This is a genomic window from Streptomyces sp. NPDC047028, from assembly GCF_040644095.1.
In the GTDB taxonomy this organism is placed as follows: Bacteria; Actinomycetota; Actinomycetes; order Streptomycetales; family Streptomycetaceae; genus Streptomyces.
In genome coordinates this window covers 181,723-193,619 of sequence record NZ_JBEYVS010000002.1, presented here as the reverse complement: position 1 = coordinate 193,619, position 11,897 = coordinate 181,723, and the positions used below count along the sequence as shown (strand labels likewise).

The following is an 11,897-nucleotide window of genomic DNA, read 5'->3' as shown; positions in this document are numbered from 1 at the left end:
CACACGAAGGGACCCCTGCCCATGTCCTCCCAGGACGCCTCCCTCACCTCGGCCGAGATCGCCTCGCAGCCCGGCGTCTGGCGCCGGGCCGCCGCGGCCGGCGCCGCCCTCCAGGAGGTCCTCCCCCGGCGCGGTGAGCGCGTCGCCGTCATCGGCTGCGGAACCTCGTGGTTCATGGCCCACGCCTACGCGGTGCTGCGGGAGACCGGCGGCCACGGCGAGACCGACGCGTTCGCCGCCTCGGAGTTCCCGCGCGACCGCTCCTACGACCGCGTGGTGGCGATCTCCCGGTCCGGTACGACGACCGAGGTGCTGGACGTGCTCGGCGCGCTGAGGGGCAAGGTGCCCACCGCCGCGCTCACCGCCGACCCCGCCACGCCCGTCATGCGCCTGGCCGACGCGGTCGCCGTCCTGGATTACGCCGACGAACGGTCGGTCGTCCAGACCCGCTTCGCCACCGGCGCGCTGGTGCTGCTGCGCGCCCACCTGGAGGCCGAGGGCGCCCTGCCGGTGAACGTGCGGCCGGTCGAGCAGGCCGTCGCCGACGCGGAGACTGCGCTCGCCGAGCCGTTGGGCGCGGAGCCGACCGATGCCGGGCAACTCACCTTCCTCGGCACCGGCTGGACCTACGGCCTGGCGCAGGAGGCCGCGCTGAAGATGCGTGAGGCCGCGGGCGCCTGGACCGAGTCGTACCCGGCCATGGAGTACCGGCACGGGCCGATCAGCATCACCGGTCCCGGCCGCGTCACCTGGGTGTTCGGCCCGGTGCCGAAGGGGCTGGCGGGCGACGTGGAGCGGGTGGGCGGCACGTTCGTCGCCCGCTCGGGCGAGGCGGCGGGCAGCCTGGACCCGCTGGCCGACCTGGTCCGCGCCCAGCGCCTGGCCGTCCGCGTCGCCGAGGCCCGCGGACTGGACCCGGACCGCCCCCGCAACCTGACCCGCTCCGTGATCCTCGGGAACGGCGATGGCTGACCGGCCGGCTCCCGCCGACTGCGTGATCGCGCTCGACGTCGGTGGCACGGCGATGAAGGGCGCGCTGCTGGACCGTACGCTCTCACCGCTCACGCTCCTGCACCTGCCGACGCCCCGGCACGCCGGACCCGGCGCCGTGGTGGCCGCGATCGCCGCCGCGCTGGTCCGGCTCGCCGAGCGCGCGGAGGACCTCGGCCACCCCGTGCGCCACGCGGCGACCGTCGTACCCGGCATCGTCGACGAATCCGCCGGACTCGCCGTGCACGCGGCCAACATCGGCTGGCGCGACCTGCCGCTCGCGGAGCGGCTCGGCGAGGCCCTGGGGCGGCCGGTCGTCCTCGGGCACGATGTGCGGGCCGGCGGGCTCGCCGAGTCCCGGGTGGGGGCCGCGCGCGGGATCTCCGACGTGGTGTTCGTACCGGTCGGCACCGGCATCGCCGCCGCCCTCGTCTACGGCGGCCGTGTGCTGCGGGGCCTCGGTCACGCGGGCGAACTGGGCCATGTCGTCGTCGATCCGGACGGCCCGCCCTGCGCCTGCGGCTCCCGGGGCTGTCTGGAGACCGTCGCCTCCGCCACCGCCGTCGCCGCCGCCTACACCGCGCGTTCCGGGCGCGGCGTCGCCGGGGCCGCCGAGGTCGCGGCCCTGGTGACGCGGCGGGACCCCCACGCGGTGGCCGTGTGGGACACGGCCGTCGACGCGCTCGCCACGGCGTTCGCCCTGGTCAGCACCGTGCTCGCGCCGGAGCGGATCGTCGTCGGCGGAGGGCTGGCCGAGGCCGGGGAACTGCTGCTGTCCCCGCTGCGTGCGCGCCTCGAGCGGCGGCTGACGTTCCAGGCGCGGCCGTCAGTGGTCCGCGCCGGCCTGGGCGACCGGGCCGGCTGCCTGGGCGCCGGCCTCCTCGCCTGGCAGGCCGTGGGTTACGACCCGGCCGGCGCCGGACCCGCCGCCGACCCCGTCGCCGCACCCGGCGCCGGGAGAGAACGACAGGAAGTGACCCGGCCGTGATCCTCACCGTGACACTGAACGCCGCACTGGACGTCACCTATGTCGTCGACGCCCTGGTGCCCAACTCCTCGCACCGGGTCCGCACGACCCACCAGCGCGCCGGCGGCAAGGGCGTCAACGTGGCGTCGGTGCTGGCCGCGCTGGACGTCCCCGTCACCGTCACCGGGCTCGCGGGCGGCCCCACCGGCGATCTCATCCGGGAGGGGCTGCGCGCGAGCGGACTGCGCGACGAACTCGTGCCCATGTGGGCCGACTCCCGGCGCACGGTCACCGTCGTCTCCCGCGCCGACGGCGACGCCACCGTGTTCAACACGGCCGGCGCCGAGGTGGGCCCGGACGTCTGGGGGTCCTTCGTCGGCCGGTTCACCGAGCTGGCTCGCGAGGCGACCGTGGTCGTCCTCTCCGGCAGCCTGCCCCCCGGGCTCCCGACGGACGCCTACGCCACCCTCGTCCGGCTGGGCGGCGAGGCCGGAGCGGCGACCGTGCTGGACACCAGCGGCCCGGCGCTGCCCGCCGCGCTGTCCGCCGGCCCGACCGTGATCAAGCCGAACGAGGCCGAACTCACCGAGGTCACCGGCGAGCCGGACGTGGCCGCGGCCGCCGGGGCGCTGCGGGCCCGGGGCGCCCGGACCGTCGTCGCCTCCCGCGGCCCCGAGGGCCTGTACGCCGTGACCCCCGAGGGAACCTGGCGGGCCGCACCCCCGCGCACGGTGTCCGGCAACCCGACCGGCGCCGGGGACGCGTGCGTCGCCGCGCTGGCCGCCGGGCTGCACTTCGGCCGGCCCTGGGAGCGGACGCTGGCGGAGGCGGTCGCCCTGTCCGCCGCCGCGGTCGCCCGGCCCGTCGCCGGGGAGGTCGACCAAGCCGTCTACCAGCAATTCCGTACCACCGTCTCCGTGGAGAGAACCCATGCCTCTCGTGTCCACTGACCGCATCACCTCCCCCGCGCGGGCCGCGTCCCTGGGTGTCGGCGCGTTCAACGTCGTCCAGATCGAGCACGCCCAGGCCATCGTCGCGGGCGCCGAGCGGGCCGGTCTGCCCGTGGTGCTGCAGATCAGCGAGAACACCGCCCGGTACCACGGGGGCCTCGCCCCGATCGGGCTCGCCTCCCTCGCCCTGGCCCGCGGGTCGGCCGTGCCGGTCTCCGTCCACCTCGACCACGCGGAGTCCGAGGACCTCGTGCACGAGGCGGTCCGGCTCGGCTTCACCTCGGTGATGTTCGACGCCTCGAAGTCGCCGTACGAGGAGAACCTCGCAGCCACCCGGAAGGTCGTCGCGTACTGCCACGAGGCGGGTGTGTGGGTGGAGGCCGAGCTGGGCGAGGTCGGCGGCAAGGACGGCGCGCACGCCCCCGGGGTGCGCACCGACCCCGAGGAGGCACGGGCGTTCGTCCAGGCGACCGGCGTGGACGCGCTGGCGGTGGCCGTGGGCAGCTCGCACGCGATGCTCACCCGCGACGCCGTCCTGGACCTCGGTCTCATCGCGAGCCTGCGCACGGCCGTGGACGTACCGCTCGTCCTGCACGGCTCCTCCGGCGTCGGCGACGAGGACCTGGCCAGGGCCGTCGCGGCCGGGATGACGAAGGTGAACATCTCGACCCACCTGAACAAGATCTTCACCGCCGAGGTGCGGGCGCGCCTGACGGCCGCGCCCGAGGTCGCCGATCCCCGCACGTACCTGGGGCCGGCCCGCGACGCCGTCGCGGCCGAGGTGGCACGGCTGCTCGGCGTGCTCGCCGGCCGCTGACCGCCGGGCGCCGCGGGCGTCCCGGGCCCGTCGGCCCGGTTGCGCGTCTGGGCCGACGGCCGGTGGGAACCTGTGCGGCATGTGCAAGACCGCGCTGATCGTCATCGACATGATCAACACCTACGACCACGCGGACGCCGAGCTGCTGCTTCCCTCGGTGCAGACCGTGGTGCCGGTGCTGACGGAGCTCCTCGAACGGGCCCGGCGCGACGGGGCCACCGTGATCTACGTCAACGACAACTTCGGGGAGTGGCGCTCGCACCACGGCGAACTCCTCGACCGGGCGCTCTCCGGGCCGCAAGCCGGCCTGGTCCGGCCGCTGCGCCCGGACGACTCCTCGCTCTTCGTCGTGAAGGCCCGCCATTCCGCGTTCTTCCAGACTCCGCTCGACTACGTGCTCCACGAGCAGGACGTCGACCGGCTCGTCCTGTGCGGTCAGGTGACGGAGCAGTGCGTGCTCTACTCCGCGCTGGACGCCCACATCCGCGGTTTCCATGTCGTCGTGCCCCGCGACGCGGTCGCCCACATCCACACCGATCTCGCCGACGCCGCGCTGCGCATGATGGAGCGGAACATGGGCGCGCACGTCTGCGTCAGCGGCGAACTGTGGGCGTAGCGCCGTCCCGGGCTCGCCGGGGCGCACGCGGTCCGGCGCCTGCCGGTGGGTGCGGATCTCTGAGTGCAATGGCGCTTCCCGCGCGCACGCGCTCGGCGCCAGACTGAAGCGAAGCGAAAATCTTTCTCCCCGGGCGAGGCCGACCGTAACCTCGCGTGTGTGTGGCCACAACCGTAGGAATCGCGGTGAACCGGGCGCCTCCGAAGGACGTCCAACTGGTGGGCGGCCGGTTGCCGTCCACCGGGGGGGGTGAACACGTCGCGATCCAGCAGTGGTTCGCGGCGCGAAAGGTGTCATGTCGCAAAACATTCGCTTCAGCGTTCTCGGTCAACTACGGGCCATGCGGGAGGAGGAGAACCTCAGGCTCGGGTCACCCCAACAGCAGGCCATGCTCACGGCGTTGCTGCTGCGATCCGGGCGCCCGGCCTCGATCGTGGAACTGATCGACGCGGTCTGGGGGGAGGATCCGCCCGCGTCGGCCTCGGCGACCATCCGCACCTATGCCTGGCGACTGCGGCAGAGTTTCGCCGAGCCCAGGTCACAGCCCCGGACCCTGGTGTCCGTCGGGGACGGCTACCAGCTGGTCGTCCTGCCCCAGGACGTGGACGCGCTGTGGGCCGAGTGCCTGACGGTGCAGGCCGCCCGGCATCGTGCGTCGGGCCGGCTGACGGACGCGGACGAGTGCATCGGGCAGGCTCTCGCCCTGTGGCGGGGCGAGCCGCTGATCGGTGTGCCCGGACCGTATGCGGAGCAGCAGCGCGGCCGGCTCGAGGAACTGCGGCTCACTCTCCTGGAGGAGCACTTCGATGTGATGCTGCGACAGGGCGGCTACCTTCTGGCGGTCTCCGAGCTGGGTGCCCTGACGCGCACTCATCCGCTGCGCGAGCCGTTCCACGCCCTGTACATGCGCGCTCTGCGCGCGGCGGGGCGGCCGGCCGACGCGCTGGCCGCCTACCACCGGCTGCGCGAGCACCTCGTCGGCGAACTGGGCGTCGAACCCAGCCACGAACTGCGCCACCTCTTCCAGGAACTGCTGTCCGACGACGGGTCCGCCGGGCCGTCGGAGGAGCCGGACCGGCCGCGGCCGGTGCGGGTCGAGCGGGCAGCGCGGCACCGGGCCGCGGACCCGGAGGCCGGCTCCGCTCCCCCGGTCGAGGAACCGCCGCCGGGCGCGCCGGACGTGGACGGGGCGAGTGTCTCGGCGCGTCCGCAGGAGGACGGCGGCCGGCCTGCCCTGCGGGAGCCCGGCGCACCTTCTTCCCCGCCGGACCCGATCGGCGGGGATCCAGCCGGAGTACTGCCCGTGCCCGCGCAACTGCCGCCTTTTCCCGCGGACTTCACCGGACGCGCGGAGGTGCTCGACCAGTTGGCCGAGGCGTTGGTCCCGCAGGACGCGGACGGGCCGGTGGTCGTCGTGGTCACGGGGATGGGAGGGGTCGGGAAGACCACGCTGGCGGTCCGTGCGGCCCACGCGGTGCGCACGTCGTTCGCGGACGGCCAGTTGTACGCGGACATGCGCGGCGGCCAGCCCACCCCCACCGATCCCGGCGTCGTGCTCGCCGGCTTCCTGACCGCGCTCGGTGTGGCGGAGCGGTTCGTGCCGGACAGCCCGGACGAACGCGCCGCGCTCCTGCGATCCTTGCTGAGCGGCCGGCGGGCGCTGATCGTGCTGGACAACGTGAGCGACACCGCGCAGATCTCCTCCCTGCTGCCGGGGTCGGACGGCTGCGCGGTACTCGTCACCACCAGGTCGAAGCTGTGGAGTCTGCCCGCTTCCGCCCGGCTCACCCTGCCCGGTTTCGACACGGACGAGGCGATCGCCCTGTTGGAGCGGATCGCCGGCCCCGAGCGTATCGCCGAGGACCGGCCGGCCGCCCGGGAACTGGTGCGCAGGTGCGGCCTGCTCCCGCTGGCGGTCCGGATCGTCGCTTCCCGGCTCGCCTCGCGGCCCGCCTGGCAAACGGCATCGCTGTCGGCGCGACTGGCCGACGAGTCGCTGCGCCTCAGCGCGCTGCGGGTGGAGGACCTGACCGTGGCGGCGGTCTTCGAGATGGGCTACCGACAGCTGACCGAGGCGCAGGCCAGGGCGTTCAGGCTACTCGCAGCGGTGTGCGAACCCGATATCGGGCTGCCCGCGGCCTGCGCCGTACTGGAGCTGGGCGAGGGGGAGGCCGAGGAGCGCCTGGAGTCCCTGGTGGACGTCTCCCTTGTGGAGACGCGCCGCCCGGGGCGCTACCGGTTGCACGACCTGCTCCGGGTGTTCGGCCGGCAACAGGCGACGGCGGCCGAGCGCCTGGGGGCGCTGGCGCGGTTGCTCGACTTCCTGCTGGCCACCGCGGCACGGGCGTTCCAGAGGGCGGTCCCCGGTGACGCCGTCGCCGCGACGCTCAGCCCGAGCCGGTCGGCCGGGCTGTCGTTCGACGACGTGCGGGCCGCCCGCGCCTGGGTGGCCGCCGAGTCGGAGGGCGTCTTCTCCGCCGTGCACGCCGCCGCCCGGGAATGCGTGGGCTCTTCGGCGCACGAGGGTTCCGGGGTCCCCGCACCGGCGGGGACGGCGGACAGCGGCGTTCTGCTGCGTGCGGCGGTCGACCTGCTGATCGCGCTGACGGCGTTCGGCCCCTATCTGCAGCGGGAGCAGCTGGTCAAGGCCGCCATGGCCGTCGCGGAGGCCGCGCAGGCGCACGGCGACCGCCAGACCGCGGGCCGGGCCCACTTCCTGTGCGGGAACTTCGCGGTGCACAGCACCCGGTTTGCCCTGGCCAAGCACCACCTGGGCATCGCCGAGGCCTCCTGCCGCAGGACGGGAGACACTGCCATTCTCTGCCAGACCCTCAACGACACGGGGCTGGTGGCCCTCCTGGAGCACCGTTACGACGACGCCCTCGAGCGTCTCGACGAGTCCGCCGCGCTGTCCCGCGAGCTGGGGCAGCAGTCGGGAGAGCTGGTGACGACGGTGAACGCAGCGCTGGCGCGGCTGCACAGCGGGCGCGTCGAAGAGGCCGTCGAGGCGTGCGAGCGCGCCCTGACCGAGCTGCGGGCCACCGCGGACCACCAAGGCGTGGCCTACGCACTGTCCGTCCTGGGCTTGTGCATGCACCGCATGGGCCGGTACGACGACGCGGTGGACCGTTACCTGGAGTGCGTGGGCATGTGCCGGACGCTGGAGCTGCGGACCCGGGAGGCGCAGGCGCAGTACCGGCTGGCCGAGACCCTGCGGGCCATGGACCGCCTCCCGGATGCGCTGACCGCGGCCGAACAGGCGGTGGCCCGGCTCGGTGACGAACGGGCCGAACGCGACCGCGCGCACGCGCTGGTCGCGCTGGCCCGGACGCTGTGCGACCTGGGACGGACCGAGGAGGCGGTGCCCCGGTTGCAGGAGGCCGCCACGGTCTTCGCCGAACTCGGCCTGCCCGACGGCGCTCAGGTGGCGGCCCTGCTGCGTGAGCTGGGCGACCGGCGACCCGGAACCGTCGCCCCGTGACGCCGGAGCGCGTCGCCCAGGGTCTTTCGTTCGGATCAGGCCGGATCGGGGCCCGCGAGCCCGCCCGGCAGGATCCGAACGAGCAACCCTAGCTGATCGCGGGCGGCACGGAGACGGTGTTGTTCCAGTCGTCGGTCCCTCCGCCCGCGATGCTGTGCTGCCGCCCGTGGGCCGTCGTGCCCGCAGACGCCGCGGCCGTTCCGAGCACCAGCCCGGCCACCGCCAAAGCGCTCAACAGGCAGGCGAGTGCCTTGGCCCGGGCCGAGGATCCGATCGTGCGCTGGATGGCCATGTACACGGCGTTCATGCTGCGTCCTCTCACGTTCCGTGGCGCTCGGCGTGCTGCCGAACGCATCCTCACCGTCGCACGGGGTGATCTACGTCCGATCTACGGAGACCTCTCCGGCAGGGCCGACACCGGGCGCGGAGGCGTGTAGAGCCGCCGTACAGCGGACGTAGATCGAGGATCCGCACGATGGCGCCCATCGCCCGTCGTCCCGGAAAGGAAGTCCTCCATGGTGGTCGGTCGTGAGCATGAACGTGAGGAACTCGCGCGCCTCGTGTCCGGGGTGCGGGCCGGGCGCAGCGGTGCGCTCGTGCTGCGCGGTCCGGCCGGCATCGGCAAGACCGCGTTGCTCGACACCGTCCTGCGCGAGAGCGGTGAGGGTGTCAGGGTGCTGCGGGCCGCCGGCGTCGAGGAGGAGAGCGACCTTCCGTTCGCCGCGCTCCACCAGGTGCTGAGTCCTCTGCTGGCCGATCTCGCGGAACTGCCCGAACCGCAGGCGGCGGCCCTGCGCTCGGCCCTCGGCCACGACCGCGGCGACCCGGACCGCTTCCTCGTGGCACTGGGTACCTCCACGCTGTTGGCCACCGCGGCCGCCCGCACTCCCCTGTTGCTCGTCGTGGAGGACGCCCACCGGCTCGCCCCCGCGTCGGCGCGGACGCTGACCTTCGCGGCGCGTCGGCTGGCCGACGTGCAGGGCGTGGGGCTGCTCTTCACCGCCCGCGACACGACGCCGCCGTTTCCCGCTCCCCACATCGGTGAGATGCGCGTGGGGCCACTGGACGCCGAGGCCGCCCGGGCCCTGCTCGCGATCTCGGCTCCCACGGCCGCCGAAGACGTGCGGGCCCGGCTGCTGTCCGAGGCCCAGGGCAGTCCGCTGGCCCTCGTGGAGCTGCCCGGCGCATTGAGCGCGGGGCACATGGACGGCTCGGTAGCGCTGCCGCGGCTGCTTCCGCTGACCGAGCGCCTGCGGCACGTCTTCCGCACGGACACGGCGGATCCCGGCGGCTGCCTGCTGCTCGCGGCGGCCTCCCACGACGGAGACCTCTGCGCCGTTCTCGGCGCGTGCGAGGACCAGGACGCCGGGACCGCCGCGCTCGGGACGGCCGCGGCCGAGGGCATCCTCCAACTCGACCGGCACCAGGTGCGGTTCCGTCATCCCCTGGTCCGTTCGGCCGTCTACCAGAGCGCCACGGTGAGTGAACGCCGGGCCGCCCACCTCAGCCTCGCCCGGGCCGCCGGACCCGGCAGCACCGGTCGGGTCCTGCACCTCGCGGAGGCCACATTGGGCACCGATGACGCGGTCGCCGAGGCCGTGGCCGAGCTGGCCCGCAACGCCGCCCCGGGAGCCGCGGCCGCGGCCGAGCTGCTGGGCCGGGCGGCCGAACTCGCCGCGTGCCCGGCGCTGCGCCTGCGGTGCCTGATCGACGCCGCGGCCTCGTCCTGGGCCGCCGCGGACACCACGCGGGCCGCCGCGCTCCTCGAAGAAGCAGATGCCCTCGCCGAGACCACTGCCGACCAGGTCCGGCTCGACTACGTGCGCGCACTGGTGTGCCAGGGCGCGGAGGCGGCGTCCGGTGCCGGGCCTGCGGCGGCCTCGTTCCCCGCCGCGCCGGACGACGCGGACCCCTGGCTCCGTCACCGGCTCGCGGCGCTCGCCGCCCGGTCCTCATGGACCGACGGCCGCGCCGGGGATCCCGTACGACCGCTCCTCGCGACGCCGGCGCCACCAGCGGACGACGCCCCCGTGCCCTGGTGCTGGCTGCCCGGGCCCCGGCCTCATCTGCCGGGTCTCACCGCCCCGGACGTCCCGTACCTGCGACGCCACGTGGAGCTGCTGCAGGGTGCCGGCGCTGTGGCCGCGCTGCCGGGAGCCCTGTACGAACTGTCGGCCGGGGAACTGCTGACGGGTGCGTGGTCCCAGGCCCGCGCACACGGCGAGCGGGGGCTCACCGAGTGCGAGCGCACGGGGAGGTCCGGGCCGGCCGGGGCCTTCCACGCCCTGCTGGCGTGGCTCGCCGCCGTGCGCGGCGACCTCGCGGCGCACCGCGACCACGCGACGGCCGCCCTCGCCGGCGGTGATGCCCGCACCTCGACGCGCGCCGTCACCCAGTGGGCCCGCGGCCTCGCGGCACTGGCGGAGTCGCGGAGCCAGGACGCGTTCCACCACTTCCAGGACGTCGTCACCGCGGGTTCGCCCGCCGCGCACGGCTCCGTCGCGCTGCTGGTCTATCCCGATCTGATCGAGGTGGCGCTGCGCACCGGCCGGGAGCACGAGGCCCGCGGGTGGCTGGCGCGGTTCGAGGCGGCGGTGGACGCGCGGGGCGGGGGCGGTTATCCGCACGTCGCGGGGCTGGACCGGGCCGCGGCCCTGCTCGCCGGTGACGGCGCCCAGCCTGCGTTCGAGAAGGCACTGGCGAGCGCGGCGCCGGCGCCCTTCGCCCAGGGGCGCGTGCGGCTGCTGTACGGCAACTGGCTGCGCCGGCAGCGCCGGGTGATCGACGCGCGCGACCAACTGCGGCTCGCCGTGGACCGGTTGGAGTCGCTGGGCGCCGTCCCCTGGGCGGCGCAGGCCCGCGGCGAGCTGCGTGCCGCGGGCGTGCGCAAGCAGTCCGTGGAGCCGGACGGACCGGCCCGCCCCGCCTGCGCGCTGACGCCGCAGGAGCTGCAGATCGCGACGTACGCGGCCCGCGGGATGCGCAACAGCGAGATCGCGGCCCAGCTCTATCTCAGCCAGCGCACCGTCAGTTACCACCTGCACAAGGTGTTTCCCAAGCTGGGCATCACCTCGCGTCATCAATTGCACGAGCTGATGCCCTTCTCCTGATCCGGGGCGGCCGTGTCCGCCGCCGACTCCAGGGATCGCGCGAGGTCGTCCAGCCCGGGACTGGTGTGCCCGGTCACGTCGGCGAGCAGGGACGCCCGCGCGCGGGAGAGGAGGTCGTGCGGGGAGAGCGTGGTCAGCCGGTCCTTCAGGTGCGTGAGCATGATGGACGCCTCGTCGAGGAGCGCTGCGTCGTCGGCCGGCCGGGGCGTGATGCGGTGGCCCTCCAGCAGGGCCTGCTGGAGGGCCTTGTAGAGGTGGACTCCGCCCACTTCCCGGACGGTGAGCGACAGATGGGCGGACAGGCCCTGGCTTCCGGTGGCGTGGTGCGCGTACCCCCGGGGGATGTAGAGGACCTCGCCGGCGTGGAGATCGGTGGTCAGCAGTGCCGGGCCACCGTCCTGCCGGATCGGCCCGGGCGCCCAGTCGCCGTCGGCCGGTCCGGCGTGGACGTGCCAGCTCTTGCTCCCGTTGAGCTGCAGGACGAAGACGTCGGCGTCGTCCCGGTGGATGCGCAGGCCCTGGCGGCCGGGCGGCGTGACGAAGAAGAACGCCTCCACCTTGCGGCCCAGCTCCTTCGCCAGGGCGCCGGTGAGCGCGGCCGTCGGGGCGTGCCACTGGTCGACGCAGCGCAGCAGCAGCGTGCCGCCGTCCCGTACCAGGTCCCGGATCTTGCCGCCGTCCGCGAATCCGTCGTGAACGCGCTGGTTCACCGTGCGCGGACCGCAGTAGGCCTCCGGCGGGATGATCTTGTCGGCGCGGGCCAGCTCCACGTACGACGACCGCAGCGCGCCGAAGGAGAGCACGGCGTCGAGGTCGGCGAGGGTCATGGGCGGCCGCGGCGCCGTCGCGGGCCGGAACACCGCGGGCGCGCGCCGCCAGTGGGTCCGCTGGAACGCGGCGGTGTCGCCGACCAGGTCGGACAGAGTGTGTACAGACATGGGTCGTCTCCTCGAGTGTTCCTGATCA

Annotated in this window: 9 protein-coding genes; 7 read left to right on the top strand and 2 right to left on the bottom strand. The window is 74.6% G+C overall.

Features of this window, described 5'->3' with window-relative positions:
* The first annotated feature begins 21 nt into the window (after positions 1 to 21).
* From ABZ854_RS02970 to ABZ854_RS02945, 6 genes are all read left to right on the top strand, one after another.
* Positions 22 to 972, top strand: a complete 951-nt coding sequence (locus tag ABZ854_RS02970) for a sugar isomerase (RefSeq protein WP_361203241.1) — start codon at positions 22 to 24, stop codon at positions 970 to 972.
* A complete protein-coding gene (locus ABZ854_RS02965) occupies positions 965 to 1,978 on the top strand; it encodes an ROK family protein (protein WP_361203238.1) in 1,014 nt (337 codons plus the stop codon). The genes ABZ854_RS02970 and ABZ854_RS02965 overlap by 8 nt, the downstream gene beginning before the upstream one ends.
* Positions 1,975 to 2,907, top strand: coding sequence for a hexose kinase (locus tag ABZ854_RS02960; RefSeq protein WP_361203235.1), 933 nt, complete (start codon positions 1,975 to 1,977; stop codon positions 2,905 to 2,907). Before ABZ854_RS02965 ends, ABZ854_RS02960 begins: the two co-directional genes overlap by 4 nt.
* A complete protein-coding gene (locus tag ABZ854_RS02955; RefSeq protein WP_361203232.1) occupies positions 2,888 to 3,724 on the top strand; it encodes a class II fructose-bisphosphate aldolase in 837 nt (278 codons plus the stop codon). The genes ABZ854_RS02960 and ABZ854_RS02955 overlap by 20 nt, the downstream gene beginning before the upstream one ends.
* Before the next feature lie 79 nt (positions 3,725 to 3,803).
* Positions 3,804 to 4,340, top strand: coding sequence for an isochorismatase family cysteine hydrolase (locus tag ABZ854_RS02950; protein WP_361203229.1), 537 nt, complete (start codon positions 3,804 to 3,806; stop codon positions 4,338 to 4,340).
* A 295-nt stretch (positions 4,341 to 4,635) separates the two neighbouring features.
* Positions 4,636 to 7,821, top strand: a complete 3,186-nt coding sequence (locus ABZ854_RS02945; protein ID WP_361203226.1) for a BTAD domain-containing putative transcriptional regulator — start codon at positions 4,636 to 4,638, stop codon at positions 7,819 to 7,821.
* A gap of 88 nt (positions 7,822 to 7,909) precedes the next feature.
* Here ABZ854_RS02945 and ABZ854_RS02940 read toward each other — a convergent pair whose 3' ends face one another.
* Complete coding sequence (locus ABZ854_RS02940) at positions 7,910 to 8,128, bottom strand: hypothetical protein (protein ID WP_361203223.1); 219 nt, start codon at positions 8,126 to 8,128, stop codon at positions 7,910 to 7,912.
* 208 nt (positions 8,129 to 8,336) lie between these two features.
* Here ABZ854_RS02940 and ABZ854_RS02935 point away from each other — a divergent pair, with 208 nt between their 5' ends.
* The gene (locus ABZ854_RS02935; protein ID WP_361203220.1) at positions 8,337 to 10,931 is read left to right on the top strand and encodes an AAA family ATPase; all 2,595 of its coding nucleotides are present in this window, start codon (positions 8,337 to 8,339) and stop codon (positions 10,929 to 10,931) included.
* Here ABZ854_RS02935 and ABZ854_RS02930 read toward each other — a convergent pair.
* Positions 10,901 to 11,869 (bottom strand): cupin domain-containing protein, encoded by a 969-nt coding sequence (locus ABZ854_RS02930; protein ID WP_361203217.1) that lies wholly within the window; start codon positions 11,867 to 11,869, stop codon positions 10,901 to 10,903. The two genes, ABZ854_RS02935 and ABZ854_RS02930, sit on opposite strands and share 31 nt — an antisense overlap.
* Positions 11,870 to 11,897: the final 28 nt, after the last annotated feature.

What these genes read in the sequence shown, in the direction of transcription:
- ABZ854_RS02950 (WP_361203229.1), top strand. Translation starts at nt 3,804, where the DNA reads ATGTGCAAGACCGCGCTGATCGTCATCGACATGATCAACACCTACGAC.
- ABZ854_RS02955 (WP_361203232.1), top strand. Translation starts at nt 2,888, where the DNA reads ATGCCTCTCGTGTCCACTGACCGCATCACCTCCCCCGCGCGGGCCGCG.
- ABZ854_RS02945 (WP_361203226.1), top strand. Translation starts at nt 4,636, where the DNA reads ATGTCGCAAAACATTCGCTTCAGCGTTCTCGGTCAACTACGGGCCATG.
- ABZ854_RS02970 (WP_361203241.1), top strand. Translation starts at nt 22, where the DNA reads ATGTCCTCCCAGGACGCCTCCCTCACCTCGGCCGAGATCGCCTCGCAG.
- ABZ854_RS02935 (WP_361203220.1), top strand. Translation starts at nt 8,337, where the DNA reads ATGGTGGTCGGTCGTGAGCATGAACGTGAGGAACTCGCGCGCCTCGTG.
- ABZ854_RS02965 (WP_361203238.1), top strand. Translation starts at nt 965, where the DNA reads ATGGCTGACCGGCCGGCTCCCGCCGACTGCGTGATCGCGCTCGACGTC.
- ABZ854_RS02930 (WP_361203217.1), bottom strand. Translation starts at nt 11,869, where the DNA reads ATGTCTGTACACACTCTGTCCGACCTGGTCGGCGACACCGCCGCGTTC.
- ABZ854_RS02940 (WP_361203223.1), bottom strand. Translation starts at nt 8,128, where the DNA reads ATGAACGCCGTGTACATGGCCATCCAGCGCACGATCGGATCCTCGGCC.